Source organism: Pseudomonas sp. NPDC089401 (assembly GCF_044749485.1).
Taxonomy (GTDB): Bacteria; Pseudomonadota; Gammaproteobacteria; order Pseudomonadales; family Pseudomonadaceae; genus Aquipseudomonas.
On record NZ_JBIVIA010000003.1, the window covers coordinates 371,249 to 389,917 of the forward strand.

General features: G+C 64.6%; 17 protein-coding genes. 4 read left to right on the forward strand and 13 right to left on the reverse strand.

Annotation, left to right across the window (positions count from 1 at the left end):
* Window positions 1-3: 3 nt before the first annotated feature.
* Genes aroE through ACIP21_RS09120 form a run of 5 tightly spaced genes read right to left on the reverse strand, consistent with a single transcriptional unit; the run spans window position 4 to window position 3,842 of the window.
* Window positions 4-822: a shikimate dehydrogenase gene (aroE, locus tag ACIP21_RS09100; RefSeq protein ID WP_400686578.1), complete on the reverse strand. Its 819-nt coding sequence runs from the start codon at window positions 820-822 to the stop codon at window positions 4-6.
* On the reverse strand, window positions 819-2,051 hold the full coding sequence (locus ACIP21_RS09105; RefSeq protein ID WP_400686580.1) for a CaiB/BaiF CoA transferase family protein: 1,233 nt from the start codon (window positions 2,049-2,051) through the stop codon (window positions 819-821). Before ACIP21_RS09105 ends, aroE begins: the two co-directional genes overlap by 4 nt.
* Window positions 2,048-2,503, reverse strand: coding sequence for a MaoC family dehydratase (locus tag ACIP21_RS09110; protein WP_400686581.1), 456 nt, complete (start codon window positions 2,501-2,503; stop codon window positions 2,048-2,050). Before ACIP21_RS09110 ends, ACIP21_RS09105 begins: the two co-directional genes overlap by 4 nt.
* Window positions 2,500-2,898, reverse strand: a complete 399-nt coding sequence (locus ACIP21_RS09115) for a VOC family protein (RefSeq protein ID WP_400686583.1) — start codon at window positions 2,896-2,898, stop codon at window positions 2,500-2,502. The genes ACIP21_RS09110 and ACIP21_RS09115 overlap by 4 nt, the downstream gene beginning before the upstream one ends.
* Window positions 2,895-3,842: a ketopantoate reductase family protein gene (locus ACIP21_RS09120; RefSeq protein WP_400686585.1), complete on the reverse strand. Its 948-nt coding sequence runs from the start codon at window positions 3,840-3,842 to the stop codon at window positions 2,895-2,897. Before ACIP21_RS09120 ends, ACIP21_RS09115 begins: the two co-directional genes overlap by 4 nt.
* Before the next feature lie 93 nt (window positions 3,843-3,935).
* On the opposite strand from ACIP21_RS09120, the gene ACIP21_RS09125 reads away from it, so the two are divergent.
* Entirely contained in the window at window positions 3,936-4,841 is a 906-nt protein-coding gene (locus tag ACIP21_RS09125) for a LysR family transcriptional regulator (RefSeq protein WP_400686587.1), read from the forward strand.
* Between the two features lie 129 nt (window positions 4,842-4,970).
* Here the strand turns inward: ACIP21_RS09125 and ACIP21_RS09130 are convergent, their stop codons facing one another.
* Entirely contained in the window at window positions 4,971-5,576 is a 606-nt protein-coding gene (locus tag ACIP21_RS09130) for a hypothetical protein (RefSeq protein ID WP_400687110.1), read from the reverse strand.
* Between the two features lie 206 nt (window positions 5,577-5,782).
* Here ACIP21_RS09130 and ACIP21_RS09135 point away from each other — a divergent pair, with 206 nt between their 5' ends.
* Window positions 5,783-7,006 carry an amidohydrolase family protein gene (locus tag ACIP21_RS09135; protein WP_400686588.1) on the forward strand — a complete coding sequence of 408 codons (1,224 nt, stop codon included), beginning with the start codon at window positions 5,783-5,785 and terminating at the stop codon, window positions 7,004-7,006.
* Between the two features lie 147 nt (window positions 7,007-7,153).
* On the opposite strand, the gene ACIP21_RS09140 is transcribed toward ACIP21_RS09135, so the two are convergent.
* On the reverse strand, window positions 7,154-8,779 hold the full coding sequence (locus ACIP21_RS09140) for a methyl-accepting chemotaxis protein (RefSeq protein WP_400686590.1): 1,626 nt from the start codon (window positions 8,777-8,779) through the stop codon (window positions 7,154-7,156).
* 509 nt (window positions 8,780-9,288) lie between these two features.
* Between ACIP21_RS09140 and mtlD the strand changes: the two genes are divergently transcribed.
* The gene (gene mtlD, locus ACIP21_RS09145) at window positions 9,289-11,475 is read left to right on the forward strand and encodes a bifunctional mannitol-1-phosphate dehydrogenase/phosphatase (protein WP_400686592.1); all 2,187 of its coding nucleotides are present in this window, start codon (window positions 9,289-9,291) and stop codon (window positions 11,473-11,475) included.
* Window positions 11,476-11,697: 222 nt separating this feature from the next.
* On the opposite strand, the gene ACIP21_RS09150 is transcribed toward mtlD, so the two are convergent.
* The 6 genes from ACIP21_RS09150 to ACIP21_RS09175 all read right to left on the reverse strand — a co-directional run bounded on the left by ACIP21_RS09150 (window position 11,698) and on the right by ACIP21_RS09175 (window position 17,192).
* The gene (locus ACIP21_RS09150; RefSeq protein WP_400686594.1) at window positions 11,698-12,183 is read right to left on the reverse strand and encodes a heme-binding protein; all 486 of its coding nucleotides are present in this window, start codon (window positions 12,181-12,183) and stop codon (window positions 11,698-11,700) included.
* A gap of 60 nt (window positions 12,184-12,243) precedes the next feature.
* Window positions 12,244-13,575, reverse strand: coding sequence for a cytochrome c (locus tag ACIP21_RS09155; RefSeq protein ID WP_400686596.1), 1,332 nt, complete (start codon window positions 13,573-13,575; stop codon window positions 12,244-12,246).
* 10 nt (window positions 13,576-13,585) lie between these two features.
* Window positions 13,586-15,211 (reverse strand): GMC family oxidoreductase, encoded by a 1,626-nt coding sequence (locus ACIP21_RS09160; RefSeq protein WP_400686598.1) that lies wholly within the window; start codon window positions 15,209-15,211, stop codon window positions 13,586-13,588.
* Complete coding sequence (locus ACIP21_RS09165) at window positions 15,204-15,749, reverse strand: sugar dehydrogenase complex small subunit (protein WP_400686600.1); 546 nt, start codon at window positions 15,747-15,749, stop codon at window positions 15,204-15,206. The genes ACIP21_RS09160 and ACIP21_RS09165 overlap by 8 nt, the downstream gene beginning before the upstream one ends.
* 584 nt (window positions 15,750-16,333) lie before the next feature.
* A complete protein-coding gene (locus ACIP21_RS09170) occupies window positions 16,334-16,759 on the reverse strand; it encodes a hypothetical protein (RefSeq protein ID WP_400686602.1) in 426 nt (141 codons plus the stop codon).
* A 40-nt stretch (window positions 16,760-16,799) separates the two neighbouring features.
* Window positions 16,800-17,192, reverse strand: a complete 393-nt coding sequence (locus ACIP21_RS09175) for a hypothetical protein (protein WP_400686604.1) — start codon at window positions 17,190-17,192, stop codon at window positions 16,800-16,802.
* Window positions 17,193-17,510: 318 nt separating this feature from the next.
* On the opposite strand from ACIP21_RS09175, the gene ACIP21_RS09180 reads away from it, so the two are divergent.
* Complete coding sequence (locus ACIP21_RS09180; RefSeq protein ID WP_400686606.1) at window positions 17,511-18,644, forward strand: alanine--glyoxylate aminotransferase family protein; 1,134 nt, start codon at window positions 17,511-17,513, stop codon at window positions 18,642-18,644.
* The last annotated feature ends 25 nt before the right edge of the window (window positions 18,645-18,669 follow it).

Below are 18,669 nucleotides of genomic sequence, written 5' to 3' on the forward strand. Positions count from 1 at the left end.
GGCCTACTCCAGGGGAATCGTCAGTTGATCGATCACGGCGCGGGTACCGGGCCGCACCCCGCGCCACCAGGCGAACGCCTCGGCGGCCTGCTCCACCAGCATGCCGACGCCATCGGCCAGGCGCGCCACGCCCTGCTCCCGGGCCAGGCGCAGGAACGGCGTGAGGCCTTTGCCATACGCCAGCTCGTAGGCCAGGCGCGTCTGGCCCAGTGCGTCGGCCGGCAGCGGCGGTAGGTCGGCGGACAGGCTGGCGGAGGTGGCGTTGACCACGATGTCGAAGGCCTGGCCTTCGAGCGCCTCGTAGCGGCTGATGCGCAGGCGTGGGTGGTCGAGTTCGTTGCGCAGGGCCAGCGCCTTGGCCATGTCGCGGTTGGCGATCACCAGCTCGCTCGGCCCCGCCTGCAAGAACGGCAGCAATGCCCCGCGCACCGCGCCGCCGGCCCCGAGCATCAGCACACGGCGGTTGCGCAAGGGCTCGCCGAGGTTCTCTTCGATATCGCGCAGCAGGCCGATGCCGTCGAAGTTTTCCGCCACGATGCGGCCATCCTCGAACTTCAGCGCATTGGCCGCCCGTGCCAGTTGCGCCCGCTCGCTGCGCCGGTCGGCCAGCTCGAAGGCGCGCAGCTTGAACGGCGCGGTGATGTTCATGCCCTTGCCGCCTTCACTGCGAAACCGCAGCACCTGGGCTTCGAAGTCTTCCAGCGAGCCCTCGACGGCCCCGTATTCCAGCTGCTGGCTGCTGGCCTGGGCGAACAGGCCGTGGATCAGCGGGGACTTGGTGTGGTTGATCGGCCGGCCGATCACTGCATAGCGGTCGCTCATCGTGCATCTCCGTGGGTGAACAGCACACCGTCTGCCTGCAGGACGGTGATTTCTTCGGGGCTGAAGCCAAGCGCGGCGGCGATTTCGGCATTGTGCTGGCCGAGGTCCGGAGCCACCTGGTGGATCGTGGTGTCGCAGTCGGAAAAGCGGAACGGCAGGTTGGCCAGGCGCAAGGCGCCGTAGCGCGGGTGCTGCTGTTCGATGACCATGTTGCGGGCCTGGATCTGCGGGTCGGCCAGCACTTCGTCGATGCGCTGCACCTTGGCGCTGGGGATGTCGATGCCGTCGAGCAGTGCGAGGATATCGGCCACCCGGCGGGCCCCGACCCAGTCGCGGACCACCGCCAGGATCGCCTCGCGATGGGCATTGCGGCCATCGAGGCTGTGGTAGCGGCGGTCGCTGCCGAACCCGGGCGGGCCCCCGTTGGCTTCGAGCAGGGCGGCGAAGCGCTGCCAGGCTTCATCGACCTGGGCGGCGATCACCAGATCACCGTCGGCGGCGCGGAACACGCCATACAGGGTCGAGGTGGGCATGTCGTGGCCGGTCTGCTGCGGCAGCTGCGTGCCGCCCGACAGGGTGTAGCACTGCACCGCGTACTCATGCATCGACACCAGGGTGTCGTACAAGGCCATGTCGATGTGCTGGCCGCGGCCACTGCTGACTCGGCCGAGCAGCGCCGCGTTGATCGCCGCCACCGCGTGAATGCCGGTGTACATGTCGCCCAGGGAGATGCGCAGCAACGGTGGCGCCTCGCCCGGCACGCCGACCATCTGCATGATCCCGCTCTTGGCTTCGGCGACCAGCCCGAAACCGGCGCGGTGAGCATCCGGCCCGGTATGGCCGTAGGCAGAGATCGAGCAGTACACCAGCCGCGGGTTGCGCGCCGACAGCTCGGCGTAGCCCAGGCCGAGCTTGTCCAGCGCGCCGGGCCGGTAGTTTTCGATGAACACGTCGGCGGAGTCGGCCAGGCGCTGCATGAACGCCTTGCCGCGCGGGTCCTTGAGGTTGACGCTGAGGCCCTGCTTGCCCATGTTCAGTTGCAGGAAGTACCCGCTCTGCTGATCGTCCAGGGTATAGGCGTGCTGGCGACCGGCATCGCCGCTGCCTGGCCGCTCGACCTTGATCACCTCGGCGCCAAGCGCCGCCAGGCAACGGCCCACATAGGGCCCGGCAAGGAAGTGGCTGTAATCGATGACGCGGAGACCTGCCAATGGCAATGCCTGGCTCATGCTACGGCCCTCCTTGGCACCATCAACCGATGCTCGCCACGCTGCACGACCTCGCCGTGCTGGTTGATCAGCTCCGATGGCAGCACCACGATGCCCCAGCCCGGGCGGCTATTGCTCGGGCGCATAGCGCCAACGCGCATGCGCACGTGCAGCACATCGTTGACCTTGATCGGCAGCACGAAGTCCCAGGTCCAGCCGAGCGACATGCCCGGCAGGAAGCGGTAATCGCACTGGGTCTTCAGGCCGTCGGCGATGGACAGCCCGAACAGACCGTGGGCAACCAGGCAACCGAAGTGGCTGGCGTTGGCGTAGGCCTCGTCGACATGCACCGGGGTGTGGTCGCCGGTGAGGTCGGCGTAGGCCAGGATGCGTTCGCGGGTCACGGTGTAGGTCGGGCTGATGCACTCGTCGCCTTCGCAGGCATCGTCCCAGTACTTTTCAATCACGCTCATGGCTGTACCTCAGCGCGCGGGTCGATGGCCAATGCCTGGGCCACGCATCTGGCCGGGCGGGCCTGGATGAATTCCACCGCCAGGCCGTCGGGCAGGCGCAGCCAGTTGCGGCCCTGGGGCATTGCACTGACGCCGAAGCGCTGGGCTGCAGCCAGCGCCGCCTCGAGGTCTTCGCACATGATGCCCAGGTGCGCCATGCGCCCTTCCGGCCCGGCAAAGTCCGGCTGGTGGATGAACTGCAGGCCGCCGAGGGTCCAGTACTGCGCCGGCTGTTCGACGTCGCCCTGCACTTCACGCATGCTCATGCCGCACACCTCGCTGAAAAAGCGGATATGCCACTGGATGTCGCGCACCCAGAACGCCACGTGTTCGAGGTAGGCTTTCGGCTGGGTCATGGGGTTTCCCTCTTCTGGTGATCGGCCATGGCGCGTTCGATGCCCTTGATGCAGGCCACCAGGGTCGCGTTGACCGGCGTGGCCACGCCATGGCGCTGGCCCCAGCGCACGACGGAGCCGTTGATGAAGTCGATTTCGGTGATCGAGCCCTTTTCCAGGCTCTGCAGCATCGATGTACGGAAGCTCGCCGGCAGGCCCTCGGCGGCCAGGGCCCAGACGGCATCGGGGCTGCCCAGGCTGAGGCGGATGCCGGCGCGCTCGGCCACGGCGATGGCTTCGGCGACGGCGGCCTTGGCGGTGCTTTCCAGCAGCGGTTCGCTGTACAACTGGCCGTAGCTGAGCATGGTGATGCCACTCAGGGCGCCGGTGGCGACGTTGACCAGCAGCTTGTCCCACATGGTGCCGAGGATGTTGTCGCTGACCGTGGTGGCCAGGCCGGCATCGTTGAAGGCCTTGGCGATGGCTTGCACACGGGGCGTCAGCTGGCCGTCGAGTTCGCCGATGAAAGTCTGCTTGCCCGCAACGCCCGCGCGGACCGAACCCGGCGCCAGCAGCACGCCGCCGACGTAGGTCTTGCCGGCCAGCACCCGCTCGCGGCCCACCGCCTCGGCCAGGATGTCCTCGTGGCCCAGGCCGTTCTGCAGCGACAGCACCAGCGTCTGCGGCCCGATCAGCGCGGCGGCGCCGGCGATGGCCTCGGCGGTGTGGAACGACTTCACCAGCACCACCACCAGGTCGGCCACGCCGACGTCTTGGGCATCGATGGCCGCATTGACCGGCACCTGGCGCTCGCCCCGTTCATCCTCCACCCGCAGCCCCTGCAGGTTCATCGCCTCGACGTGCGCGCGGCCGCGGTTCAGCAGCCAGGTTTCATGCCCCGCCTCGCTCAAGGCCGCGCCGATGGCACAACCGAGGGCTCCGGCGCCCAGAATGCAGATTTTCACGTCGCAGACCTCCTGTGGTTTGCCAGCACCTTATGCAGCGGGCGTTATTTGCGCTATACAATGACCGCAATAGCGTTATTGAGATTCGCAATAGTGAATACCCTCGAAACCCTGCCCGAACCCAAGCTGCTGCAACTGTTCGACGTGCTGTACCACTGCCGCAGCGTCACCCGCGCCGCCGAGCAGCTGGGGCAGAGCCAGCCGACCATCAGCATCTGGCTGGGGCGCCTGCGCGAGCAGTTGCACGACCCGCTGTTCGTGCGCACGCCGGGCGGCATGGCGCCTACCCCGCGCGCCGACCAGTTGATCGGGCCGTGCCGCGAGGTGCTGGAATCGCTGCGCCGGCTGAGCGCCTGGGAGCCGCAGTTCATCGCCGCGACGGCGCAGCGGCGCTTTCGCCTGTGTGTCAGCGATGCCAGCCACATCACCTTGCTGCCGAGCATCCTCAACCACCTGCGCAGCCATGCCCCGGGCATCCGCCTGGAGGCGGCGCGCATCGACGGCAATACCGAGCGCGCACTGGAGTCGGGCGAGGCCGACCTGGCCATCGGCTTCGTACCGTGGCTGGGTGGGGGGATGTACCAGCAGGTGCTGTTCGAGCAGGACTGGGTGTGCCTGAGCAGCCCGCAGCATCCGCGCCTTGGCAAAGGCATGAACCTGGCGCGCTATCGCGCCGAGGGGCATGTGCAGATCAGTTTCGGCACGGGGCAGAAGCTGCTGGAGGCGGGCTTGGCGCGCGCCGGGATCGAACGGCGGATCATGCTGGAGCTGCCGGCGTTTCTGGGGTTGGGGATGATAGTCGGAACGACGGATTTGCTCGCGACCTTGCCGCGGCATATCGGGCAGACCCTGGCCGACATGCATGGGCTACGGGTGCATGACTGCCCGTTCCAGGTGGAGGGGTTCACGGTCAAGCAGCATTGGCATGCGCGGTATCACCAGGACAGCGGGAACCGCTGGTTGCGGGAGGTGGTGCGGGGGTTGTTCGGGGCAAAGTGATGGGGTGCCTGGGCCGGCCCTTTCGCGGGTCAACCCGCTTCCACAGGGACCGCGCATGCCTTGAATCCGGTGGGGTCATCCTGTGGGAGCGGGTTCACCCGCGAAGAGGCCCGGCCTGGAAATACATCATCAGGGTGCCTGAAGCCGGCTGAACTGGTCCTGCCGAACCCAGCCCTTGAAGAACCGGGCATCCGTGTTCATGTACTCGACCTGCGCCCAGCCGTCCTTGTACACCAGCACCCCCACCACATCGTTTTTGACGATGTAAGGCCCTTTCACCGCCTGGCCGCCGGCGCGCTTCTGCAAATAGGCCTTGTCGGCCGACAGGGTCAGCAGCCCGATCCACGGTTTGCTGGCGAGGCGGCCCAGCTCCAGGCCATCGGCGATGCCCGGGAACATCACGTTCATGCAGCCGTCATGTTCGGTGCCGCGCTTGATCGTCAGCATCACGCCATCGGCGGTCGCCGCCACGCTGCCCGGAAATACCTCGCTGCTCCAGGTCTTGACCGGCGTCTTCGCCGCGTCTGCGACCTGGCCCTGAAGGAAGAAAGCGCAGTGAAAGGTGACACCCTCGCCCCGTTCCTCGGAGTAGTAACCTTCGACCTGATGGTCCGGCGTGACCGCCAGCATGAGCGCTTCATACCAGCCGGACTTGATGGCGGTGCCAGCAGCGAAAACTGGCACGGCAACGCTCAGCGACAACAGCCCGGTGAGCAGCAAATGGGGGGAGAACATCCTTTTCAACGTGCGATCCTTTCAAATGTTGCGAGGAGAAGGATTTTGCCACACCACTTGCAATGGCTTCCATCTCGGCACTGGCCGGGTCATCGCATAAGATAATCCGATAGACCAGATAAATAATAAGACTTTTACCTTATGAACTGTTCTCCGTAGCCTCTGCTCTGGCGTAACTGGCTGACCCGAAGTGAGGAGCAATACCCGTGGATATCATTTTTCGAAACGTACGCATCGACGACGCGCAGCCGCTGGTGGATGTGGCCGTGAACAACGGCAAGATCGCCGCGATCGCCGTGGCGATTCAGGCGCACGCAAAGCAGGAGATTCAGGGTAACGGCAATGTGCTGATTCCGGGCTTCGTCGAAGGCCACCTGCACCTGGAAAAAGCCAACGTCATGCACCGTAAGGCCAACCATTCCGGCACCTTGAAAGAGGCGATCGCGGTCACCGCCGCGCTCAAGCCGACGCTGACCCGCGAGGACATCCTCGAGCGTTCCACCCAGGTCCTGCGCACGCTTGTTCAGTCAGGCAGTACCCATGTGCGCGCCCACGCCGAATTCGACCCGACGCAAGGTTTCACCGGCCTCGATGTGGTACTGGAACTGCGCGACAGGTTCCGTGACGTCATCGATATCCAGGTGGTCGCCTTCCCCCAGGAAGGCATCCTCAAACTGCCGGGCATGAAAGAAATGATGGTCGAGGCCATGGAGAAAGGCGCCGATGTGGTCGGCGGCATTCCCTACAACGATACCTCGCCCCTCGAACACATCGACTTCGTCTTCGACCTGGCCAAGCGCTACGGCAAGGACATCGACTTCCACCAGGATTTTGCCGATGACGCCGAGCAGATGACCATCGAGTACGTCGCCCGCAAGACCCTCGCCGAGGGTTATCAAGGCCGCGTCTGCGTCGGCCACCTGACCAGCCTGGCGGCGGTCGCGCCCGAGCGGCAGGCGCGGATCATCGCGCTGCTGCGCGAAGCCGACATCAGCGTGATGTGCCTGCCGGCCACCGACCTGCACCTGGGCGCGCGCGGCGACAGCCACAACGTGCGGCGCACCCTGACGCCGGTGCGGGCATTGCGCGATGGCGGCGTGAACGTGTGCCTGGCCACCAACAACATTCGCAATGCGTTTACCCCGTATGGCACGGGCGATCTGCTGAACATCGCGCAACTGGCGATCCCGGCTTGCCACCTGGGTGGGGCGGACGACCAGGCGACGGTGTTGTCGATGCTGACCACACGGCCGGCCAAGGCCTTGGGGTTGAAACGCTATGGCCTGGAAGTGGGCAAGGAGGCGGACCTGGTGCTGGTGGATACGCGGGCGGTCAGCGATGTGATTCTCGATTTGCCGGCGCGGTTGATGGTGCTCAAGCGCGGCAAGGTGGTGGCGACGGCGGAGCATCGGCGTTCGGTGGTGTTTTGAGCCGAGGTGGATGGCACGGGCTTCGCCCGTGTTCGCGGGCAAGCCCGCTCCCACAGGTATGGTGCAATCCTCGGGTCCTGCGCGACACCTGTGGGAGCGGGGTTGCCCGCGAACACGGACGAAGTCCGTGCCATGCCATCACCTGCCTCAGACCTTGAACCGCCCCACCAATGCGGTCATTTCCCCCACCAAACCCGACAACGCCTGGCTCGCCGTACTGGTCTGCTGAGCCCCCGCCGCGGACTGGTCCGACAGCTCACGGATATTCAGCAGGTTGCGGTCCACTTCCCGCGCCACCTGGGCCTGCTCCTCGGCCGCGCTGGCGATCACCAGGTTGCGCTCGTTGATTTCGCCGATGGCGCTGTAGATGCCTTCCAGCACCTGCCCCGACGCCAGGGTCACATCGAGGGTCGACTGGGCCCGGCTGGTGCTGGTCTGCATCGACGCGACCGCCGCCTCGGTACCTTGCTGCACACGCCCGATCATCTGTTCGATCTCCTGGGTCGAGGCCTGGGTGCGGTAGGCCAGCGTGCGCACCTCGTCCGCCACCACCGCGAAGCCGCGCCCGGCCTCGCCGGCGCGGGCGGCCTCGATGGCGGCGTTGAGCGCCAGCAGGTTGGTCTGCTCGGACACCGAGCGGATCACTTCCAGCACCTTGCCGATGTCACGCACCTGCCCCACAAGCTGCTCCAGGTGCGCGCTGCTGGCCTGGATCTCACGGGTCATGGCCTCGGTGCCGTCGATGTTTTCATTGACCTGGCGGCGGCTTTGCTCGGCCAGGTGGTTCGATTCCTGGGTGGTCTGGGAGGTGGACACCGCATTGCGGGCGACCTCTTCCACGGCAGTGGTCATTTCGGTGACGGCGGTGGCGGCCTGTTCCAGCTCCTGGCCCTGCTGGCGCAGGTTGTTGGCGCTCTGCTCGGTGACCGTGTTCAATGCCGTCGCCGCGTCGGCCAATTGCTGGGTGCAGGCGCTGATGCTGCCCAAGGTATCGCGCTGGCTCTGCTGCATGCGCTGCAGTTCATGGAACAGCTGGCCGATCTCGTTGCGCCGCTGCACCCGCACCGGCACGCTCAGGTCGCCACCGGCGATGCGCTGGAAATGCTGGCCCGCTTCGCGCAGCGGGTGCAGCACGCGCTGGGCGATGAAGGCCCAGCACAGTGCGGCCAGCAGCAGCGTCACGCTCAGCAGCGCCAGGCTCAGGTACTGCGCGCGCTCGAGGCGGCGGTCGGACTCGTTCATGATCTGCTGGCTGCGTTCGCTCAAGGCGGCGACCAGTTGCTGGCGCAGCGCCTGCAAGCGGCCCATGGCGTTGCCGGCATCGATGTTGACCTTGAAGTACTGCTCCAGCGAGCGCTGACGCGTGGCTTCGCGCTGCCCGGCCACGGCCTTGGCGTACTCGGCGAAGGTGGCCTGCAACTCGGCGGCCACTGCATGCAGCGCAGGGTCCTGGGTGTTGGCGACGAACTCATCGACCAGCTTCTGGCTGTTGGCGTTCAATTCGACCGACATCGCCATGCGCTTGCCTGAGCTCTCGTCGTGCCCGCCCAACTGCTCGATGAAACCTGAGGACACGTTGGCGCTGGAGCGGATCGCCATCAGCAGCGCGTTGTTCAAGCGGTCCGACTGGTGCGCGGTCTGGTCCAGCTCGTTGATCTGCGCGTCGCTGCCCACCGCCGCCCGCCAGGCGCTGACGGTGGAGAACAACAGCGTCAGGCTGAACAGCAACAGCACCCAGAACATTCCGGTGCGGATCTTCAGGTTGGCAAACATGCGGGCAGTACTCCTCATTGTCCTGGTGGGCACCCCTTCTCATCGGCTTTTCGACGGTGGGTGAGCAGGTATCGGAGTGGCGGTTGCCGGCTTGAGGGGCGTTGGTGCGCTTGTGTGCGATCAGCGAACGAATGTTGCCAGCGCCTTGCATGGGCCGGTGCATACGTGCAAGGGTAAAAAAGGAACGTCAGTCACCGGAAAAGGAAGATAAGCACCTTATGCTTGGAATCACACGTATCCATCGCTATGTGCGCCCATTGCCTGCCAGACAAGCAGCAGCCAGTGGGCGTGACGTCAAAGTCAAACGAGGCGCCCGCCTCAAAGCGAAGCTTGCCACCCTCCTCTGCACTCCCCGCGCCGTCCCGCCCTACCTCTGGGTCAACCCCGAGCGCCCCCCTGTCGATCGCGTGCCCCCGACCTGACTGCCGACGCCGCAGTCATCACACCTGCCTGGCCATTTGCAGCGGCTGAGGGCGGGATGTTTCATGCAGACAAAGGGGCAACAGCCAATGATCTTTTTTCAGGGCAAGACCATTCACAGCGCCATCTTCGACATGGATGGCACGATGTTCGACACCGAGCGCCTGCGCTTCAAGACGCTGAAACAGGCCTCGCTGGAAATCTTCGGCAAGGCCTTGAGCGAGCAGACGCTGATCGGCTCCCTGGGCCTGAGTGCGAAAAAGGCCGAAGCCCTCGCCAAGGCCCACAACGGCGACGACTTCCCCTATGTGCAGATCCGCCAGCGCGCCGATGAGCTGGAGCTCGAGCACGTGCGCAACCACGGCGTACCGATCAAGGCCGGCCTGCTGGAGGTGCTGGAGCGCCTGCGCAAGTCGGGCCTGACCCTGGCGGTCGCCACGTCCAGCCGCCGGGCCATCGCCGAGGAGTACCTGATCAATGCCAACGTGCTCAAGTACTTCGACATCACCGTGTGCGGCGACGAGGTCAGCCAAGGCAAACCCCACCCGGAAATCTTCCTGAGCGCCGCCCGTGCGCTCAATTGCCGGCCCGACCAGTGCTTCATGGTCGAGGACTCGGAAAACGGCCTGCTCTCGGCGATCCGCGCCGAAGGCCAGGCGATCCTGATCGAGGACATCAAGCCGCCCGCGCCCGAAGTCAAGGCCGGCGCGCTCAGGGCCTACCGCAGCATGCACGGTTTTCTCGCCGACCTCAGCGAGTGCGTGCCCGACCTCGGCATGCCGGCCCTCGGCGAGCCCTTTCCCGCCTCGCTGAACCAGTTTCGCGTCGGCATCCACGGCTTCGGCGCCATCGGCGGCGGTTACCTGACCCAGGTGCTGTCCCATTGGGATGGCTACACCCGGCCCTGCGAAATCATCGCCGCCACCCGCTCGCGCATGCTCAGGGAAAGCGTCGCCGCCTTCGGCCGCTACAGCGTGCGCTACGGCGCCACCGCGTTCGACCAGACCATCGACAACGTGCGCATGATCGACATGGACGATGACGAGGCGGTGATCGAGATGTACCAGGCCGCCGAAGTGATCGGCATGAGCCTGCCCGAGCAGGCGATCCAGCACCAGGCCAAGGTCATCGCCAAGGGGCTGCTGCGGCGTTTCGAGCGCCGCGGCCGCGAGCTGACCCTGCTGATCGTGCTGAACAAGATCGGCGGTGCGGCGTTCGTGAAGCGGCACGTGCAGGCGCAGCTGGCGTTGCTGTGCGCGCCGGACATTTGCAAGCAGGTGCTGGAGAAGACCCACTTCGCCGAGACCGTGGTCAGCCGCATCGTCTCGAAGATCAGCAACGATGCGCTGGTGCGCCAGTTGCGCATCAAGTCGCAGATATTCCAGAACAGCCTGGAGGACCAGCCGACGCTCACCTGCAAGCCCGCCTCGGAATACCAACGACTGATCGGGCATTTCAGGCCCTTTGCGCAGCCCAGCAGTGCGATGAGCCAACTGCACCTGATCCTGTTCAACAGCGAGCCGGACATGCCGCTGTACGTGGAGCGTGGCAGCCCCTTGCTGGAGCGGCTACGCCAGGTGAAGACGGTCGCCGATATCACCCAGATCCAGATCATCAAGAACCGCTTGTGGAATGGCCCCCACGCGATCATCGCCTGGTATGCGAGCCTGCTGGGGCATACCTGGGTTGGCCAAGGGATGGGGGATGCCCGGGTGAGTGCGCTGGCGCAGCGCCTGATTCATCAGGAAGTGGCGCCCGCGTTGAATGCCGAATATCCGCAGATGGCAGACGTGGTCAGCAGCTTTGCCAATGCCTTTCTCGAGCGCTGCAAGACCTCGTTCAAGGACCCGTGTGCGCGGGTTGGGCGAGACCCGATGCGCAAGCTACAGCGCAACGAGCGGATCCTGAGCAGCATCGACATGGCGCGCAAGCACGGGATCGAAACGCCGGCGCTGGCATTCGGGGTGGCGTTGGCGGTGCACTATGCGCTGCGCTCGAACGCCGGCAAGGACCGGGAAGCGCAAGTGATCAAGGGCCTCTACAACGCGAACGATGAGCGCATCGAGGCAGTGCTGACCCATGATGGGGATTATCATGGCAAGCCTTATCCGGGGCTGGATCCGGTGAGGGATGCGGAACTGGTGGAAACCATTTCGGCCAGCTTCCGGCGGTTGCAGCAACGGGACAGGGTTGACTGGGTGATGCCCACGGCGCTGAAGGGCGTTCCGTCCAGGCTCAACATTGCATCCGCCGAGGATTGTCTGCCGATTGCTTGAAGTTTGTGGGAGCATCTGTCTGGCCAAACATCCAGAGTCCAGCGCGCCCCCTGTGGGAGCGGGTTTACCCGCGAACACCGGCTAAGCCGGTGCCATGCACCGCGTTGCTTTCTTCGCGGGTAAACCCGCTCCCACAGGGTAGGCGGCGCGCTTGCGAATGCTGTTATCTGCGCGACAGCGCAGCCCACAGGGCTAGGCGATCTCCTACAAGAACAGCTGCTCTCAGTGAGCACCCTCCAGCGCATGCGCGCCTGCCACCGCGATCGGGTCATCGTGGGCACCGACCGGGGTGCTCACGCCTACCGCCCCGATCACCTTGCCGTCCACCAGGATCGGCTGGCCGCCGGCCAAGGTGGTCACGTCCAGCGCCAGCAGCGCCGGATGGCCGTCGTTCACGCGGTTCTCGAAGTTCACGCTAGGGGCGCCGAACAGCGCCGAGGCCTTGGCCTTGCGCATGGCCAGTTCGGCGCTGATGGCGGTGGCACCGTCCATTCGGCGCACCACGATCGGGTAGCCGGCGTTGTCGACCACGGCGATCGAACCCACCCAGCCCTGTTGCCTGGCGTACTGGTCAGCGGCCTGGGCAATGTGCTCGGCGGCGGCCAGGTCGAGTTGCTTGATCGAAGGCAGCGCCACCGGTTCGGCGGCTTCGGCGGCGCCGGCAACGCCCAGGGCGAGCACGGCGGACAGCAGGAATCGTACGGACATGAGGTTCTCCTGAGGATGAAATGAAGGCGCCCGGCACGCCGGGCGCGTGGGTAAAGAGCCTCAGCGCAGCTCGGCGACTTGCGCTGCGGTGACCTGCACCTGGGAGTTGCCGAACTGCTTGAACAGGAAGGTGCCCAAGGTGGCGATCTGGGCATCGCTCAGGTTGGCGAAACCGGGCATGAACACCTCTTGCCCATCGACCTTGCGGTGCACGCCGCGCAACAACACCGACACCAGGTTGGTCGGTTCGCTTGCACCCAGCACGCTGTTGCCGAACAAGCGCGGGTACTCGCCCACACCCTGGCCGGTGACCGCATGGCAGGTGGCGCAGTTGGCGTTGAACATCACTTCGCCGCCCAGTGCGTCGCTGTTCGGGTCGTACTGCGGATGGCTGGCGCGCAGCGCAGTGGTGCCGGTGTAGGCCTGGCCCTGGCCGGTGCGCGCGGGGGCGCCGTTCGGCTTGCCGCTGGTGGGCAGGTCGCGCAGGTAGGCGACCATGGCGTGCAGGTCGGCATCGGGCAAGTGGTTCAGGCTGTTCTCCACCGCTTCGGCCATGGGGCCTGCAGCGTTGGCCTTGCCATGCACGGCGCCGGTCTTGAGGTAGCTGAACAGCTCGTCATCGCTCCAGCTGCCGATACCGCTCTGGCCGCCGGTGATGTCGTAGGCCTTCCAGGTGACCAGGTTGCCGCCGCCCAGGTCCGGGTGGCTCAGGCCCTGGATGAAGTTGCGCGGGGTGTGGCATTCGCCGCAGTGTTCCAGGCTCTGCACCAGGTAGGCACCGCGGTTCCACTGCTCGCTCTTGCCGGCCACCGGCACCTGGCGCCCGGCCTGGAAGTTCATCACGTTCCAGAAGGCCATGGCCCAGCGCTGGTTGAACGGGAAGCCCATGGTGTTTTCCGGCGGCTTGCTGTCGATCGGTTTGATCGTGCGCAGGTAGGCGACCAGCGCCACGGCGTCGTCGTCGGACATGCCGGTGTACGAGGTGTACGGCATGGCCGGGTACAGGCGTCGGCCATGCTGGGAGATGCCGTTGCGCACCGAACCGACGATCTCGGCGTCGGTGAAGCTGCCGATGCCGTTGACCGGGTCCTGGGTGATGTTGGTCGAGTACAGCTTGCCGAACGGCGTGTCGAAGGCCATGCCGCCGGCGTAGGGCTTGCTCGCGTCGGAGGTGTGGCAGGCCACGCAGTCCGAGGCCAGGGCCACGGCGCGGCCGTGCTCTACCAAGGCCGCGTGGTCTTGCCCGGCCGAGGCCAGCGGCATGTCGATCTGCGACTGCTGCCAGATCACGCTGCCTACCCCGATGCCAGCGGCGACCGCCACGGCCAGGCCGCTCCAGACCAGCGCGCGCAGGCGAGCACGGGCTTTGATCGATCCTGTTTTCATCAACATGCGCAGCCCCTCACGCCGAAGCCTGGATGATGCTGTCGGCGGCCAGCAGCGACAGCGCCACCCCGGTCAGCGTCGAGTTGACCAGCGCCGCGGTCGGCATCACGCCGGTGCCGCCGAAGTACAGGTTGGCGTGGTCGTGGGCCTGGGCCAGCTTGTTGCACACCGAGGTGTGCGGGTCGCTGCCCATGCTCAGGGTGCCGGTGATGTGCTGGCTGTTGGTGTACTGGCCGCGCTCGGAGAACTTCACCTCGGTGCCGCCGGAGGCGCTCACGCAGTCGGCGAAGTGCTCGCGGCAGGCGTCGTAGCCGCGGTGCACGTACTCGGGGAAGCGGTAGTGGATCTCCATCTTGGGGATGCCCCAGGCGTCCTTCTGCTCGCTGAGGACGATGCGGTTCTCCGGGTCCGGCAGCATTTCGAACATCGACTTGAGCAGCACGAAACGTTCGCCGTCGCGCTTGAGCTTTTCGTTCAGCTCCTTGCCGTAGTAACCCTGGGCCAGGTACTTCTCGGTCAGGTAACGGGTCGGGTTGTCGTTGTGCACGTCGATGCGCAGGGCCGAACGCTCGCTGCGGAAGGCGCCGTCGCGGGTGTTGTTGATGCTGCCCGGGCACATCGGGCCACGGCCGACGTACAGCGGCTCGTCGGCCAGGTATTCGACGGCGCTGGCCGGGTGGTCCATCAGCCGGCGGCCGACCTGGTCGGTGGCGTTGGCCACGCCGTTGGGGTTGCGCTCGTCCTTGGACATCAACAGGATCTTGACGCTTTCCATGGCGTTGGCGGTGAGCAGGAAGTGCTTGCCGGTGACCCGGTGGACCTCCTTGTTCTGGTCGATGTAGTGGGCGGCGACGATACGGTTGCCCTCCCCGGTCTCAAGCTTGAACACCACCGCGTTGCTGATCAGGTTCAACCCCAGGCCCTGGGCGCGGCGCACCGACATGCTGCCGTTGTACTGGGCGCCGATCGGGCAGATGGGCATGCAGTTGTTGTTGCCACAGCAGGCCGGCCGATCGTCGTAGGCGGTGCTGTTGCGCGCCTGCGGGCCAGGCAGCAGCTCCAGGCCGACCGACTCGTAGCGCTGGCGCAGGCGCTCGAAGGCGTAAGGCAGCGGCAGCACGTCCATGGGGTACGGCATCGAGCGTGGCGAGCCGTAGTCACCGGCCAGCGCGCCGCCGCCGGAGACACCCATCTCGATCTCCGCTTCGCAGTAGTAGGGTTCGAGCTCGTCGTAGCTGATCGGCCAGTCGACCGACTGGCCGTACAGGGTCTGCATGCGAAAATCGTTGGGGATCAGTCGCCAGGCCTGGCCGGCCCAGTGCCAGGTGGTGCCGCCGACGCCGCGGATGTACTGCGCGGTGTACGGCGCCGGGCCCTTCTGGATCAGGTAGCCGTTGTCGTGGGGGACGAAGTTCGGATGCGGCGCCCACGGCATCATCGGGTACGGCGCCATATGGTTGTTCTTGTACGCGCCATTGCGGTAGTTGGACACCAGCATGCCCTGGTCCAGCGGTGCGCCGGCCTCGAGCATCAATACCGACAGGCCCTTGCGCAGCAGCTTGACGGCAGCGGCGCCGCCCGCGGCACCGGCGCCGATGATGACCACATCGGCGGACATTGGGGTGGAATTCGAATCAGGCATGGCGTTCGCTATCTTTTTGCAGGGCGTAGGCAGGAGGGTCGACCCAGAAGTTCGGGCTTCCGGTGCAGTAGCTTGGGGGCTCGACGAAATCGGACACGGCCTGGTAGGCCGCCACGCTTTCGAACGCCACGCACTCGCGGACCCCTTCGCCGTCTTCGACGGTGCCCAGGTACAGCGCGGTGTTCACGCGCAGGAACAGGTTCTTCAGGTCCGGGCCTTTGCCGGCCAACAGTTGCAGGCGCTCGGCCGGGGTGTTCAGGGCGGTCAGTTCGGGCAGCGTGGCCAGCAACTGCTCGACCAGCGTGTCGAGGCCGGGAAGTGACGGCTGAAGCTTCTGGTGCACCAGGTTGACCAGCTCGCGATCGACACCGATCTGGCCGGAGAGCTGGTCTGCAAGTGCGATGAACGGGGCCGGGGCAACCGGGACTTCGAGTGCACCACCGGCCGCCAGGGCCTTGGGCAGAAGTGTGGGTGCGCCCAAGGTCAGCAGCATCATGCCGGCGCCGCTGGAGACAAAGAATTCTCGTCTGCTAAGCATGGGAAGTACCAAGAAATGGAGAGCTGCCCAGCAGGGATGGCACGGTGCCCCCCTGCGAGGCGGCGCCACCCTAGCACATGTTACTAAATGTGTAGTTAATTTTTTGAAACACTAAAAAGCCCGAGATAGAGCGGTTTCAGGGGCGTGATCTGCGACTTAAGGCGAGTGGTATTTTGTAGGAAAACGCGTTAGCCCGAGGGGCGATCACGGACACGAGCACGGCACCAATGGCGCTCTGGGCAAGCATGATTACGCGCTGTTTCATGGCGCTTTTGCGGTGCGCGGAAGTCGCCTGGTTGGCCAGGTGATTCCCCCGCAATTACGGGCTCTGATAGCGGATTACGAGATTCAGCTGATGGTTGTGACTGGCGGCTCAGGATGCGCTTGAAGCGAGAGGTTGATTCAGCTCCTGAACCAGCATCCGACGCTGTGCCTTGCGCGCTATGCTTCTCGGTTCTTCTTCGCTGGCGCTTCATGAAATTTGCAGTGGCCTGCGATTGGCGCGTTCGATAACCGCACGCTTTCGTGTGGACAGGGAATCTTCAAGCGCCCTATCCGCTCCCATGGCATAGGACTCGCGTTACTCAGGACAAGTCGGCCAGGAGCGGTTTTATTGCTTCTGACTGCATGGCCATCAGTGTCTGGCTGGCTGCTTCTCTTGCTGGTTGCCAGGCCTCATGTTGGAAAATCCCTCTATCGAAGCACGGCAGCTCAAGCACCCTGATTGCACAGCAGGCGGCCCAAAGGCGCTCCAGATGGGCGCGCAGGTAATCCGGCAGCGCTGCGCCACAGCTAGTGATCAGATCACTGACAGGGGAAACTCCAAATAACCAGGCCTCGCAAAGCGGACAGTCAGGAATCACCGCTTGTTGTTGCCTGGCCTCCATCGCCAGAAACTCAAGTGCAGGAATGGCCCGGGACACAGCGGCGATGCGTTCGCTCTGTTCTTCGCCATACCAATGGCAGATCAAGCCAGTGAGAACTGTCACTTCGCTAGAGGTCTGGTTCATTAGAAGTCGCATTCTTACTTCACCAGACCTTGGGTGCCATTCAGCTCTTTGCTGCAATCGTGCCTGACACGCCGGCACCAACGGCTGCCCCTGTGCCGGCAACAACGGCAGTACCGACTGCCATGCCGCCACCACCTGCCGCAACAGCCCCTCCACCAATCGCGGCGAGCGAAGCGTTAGTCAATGCGGCACCGGAAAGCGTACTGATTGCGGTGCCCGTGCTTGCTGTACCCAGCAGCCCTGCTGCACCAGCTGTTGCAGCAATCGCTGGAGCTGCAACCAGCGCAGCGCCTCCGGTTACTACGGTCGCAGCGACAACAGCAACGGTTTTGCCCGGATTCTCAGAGATCGCATCTACGACATCGCCCAAAAGGCCGCCAGCAACACCTGGAGGGCCAAAAAAGAATTCGTCTAACGAACTGAACAGACCCATTTCATCCACTCCTTGACTGAGACCTGGAACACGATAGAGGCCATATGACATCAAGGGGATAACTTACTTGATACTGTTCTTGATTCCTAGCCAACGATTCATGCCTTGGATTAGTAGGGTCTTCGGATGTGTATGCCTGTGGATTTTCAGCGCCAGCTGGCGATCAGCATCGCCCACTGCATGACAATCTGAATCTGCTAACTTGAACGCCAAGTCTGCACGGCAGCGGTCAGAGACAGCAGCTCCACTCCATCTGTCATTTGCCAACGCTTGGGACAGGGTCCATACCGATGACATCTCAGCCAAAGGAGTAACCGAATGTCAAAGCTATATCCCAACATTGATCCTGAGGGGCTGGTCGAGTACTCGGTGGTCTATACCGACCGCTCGCTCAATCACATGTCGCAGACCTTCCAAGGCGTGATGAGGAACATTTCCAAGACCCTGAAACAGGTCTACAACGCCCAGGCCGTAGCGGTTGTGCCGGGCAGCGGTACCTTCGGCATGGAGGCGGTTGCGCGGCAGCTCGCCACCGGCCAGCAGTGCCTGGTGATCCGCAACGGCTGGTTCAGTTATCGCTGGAGCCAGATTCTGGAGATGGGCAACATCCCGGCATCCGCCACGGTGCTGAAAGCCCGGCCGGTCGAAACGGGTCGCCAGGCAGCTTACGCGCCCCCGCCGCTTGACGAAGTGCTGGCGGCGATTGCGGCGCATAAGCCGCAGATCGTGTTCGCCCCCCACGTTGAAACCTCATCCGGGATCATCCTGCCCGACGACTACCTGCGCGCCGTCGGCGACGCCGTGCATGCGGTGGGCGGCCTGTTCGTGCTGGACTGCATTGCCTCCGGCACGGTTTGGGTGGACATGCACAAGTGCGCGGTCGACCTGCTGATCAGCGCACCGCAGAAAGGCTGGAGCGCGTCCCCTTGCTGCGCCCTGGTGATGCTCAGTGCCTTGGCCCTCGAGCGCATCGAGCACACGCAGAGCAGCAGCTTTGCCTGTGACCTGAAAAAGTGGCTGCAGATCATGCAGGCCTACGAACAGGGTGGGCATGCGTACCATGCGACTATGCCCAGTGATGCGCTGGCGCGCTTCAATGACGTGATGAACGAGATGCAAGCTTACGGTTTCGACAAGGTTCGCGAGGAACAGCAGATACTCGGTGATCGTGTGCGCGCCATGTTGACCGGTAAGGGCATCAAAAGCGTGGCTGCTGCCGGGTTTCAGGCGCCGGGCGTGGTGGTGAGCTACACCGATGATGCCGACATCAAGAACGGAAAGAAATTTGCCGAGCATGGTTTGCAGATAGCTGCTGGGGTGCCGTTGCAATGTGACGAACCGGCTGATTTCCAGACTTTCCGCATTGGGCTGTTTGGGCTCGAGAAACTGCACAATATCGACCGTACGGTCAGCACGCTTGAGCAGGCACTGGATGAAGTGATGGAGAAGTAGGCCGTCTACTGGGCTGAAACACGGA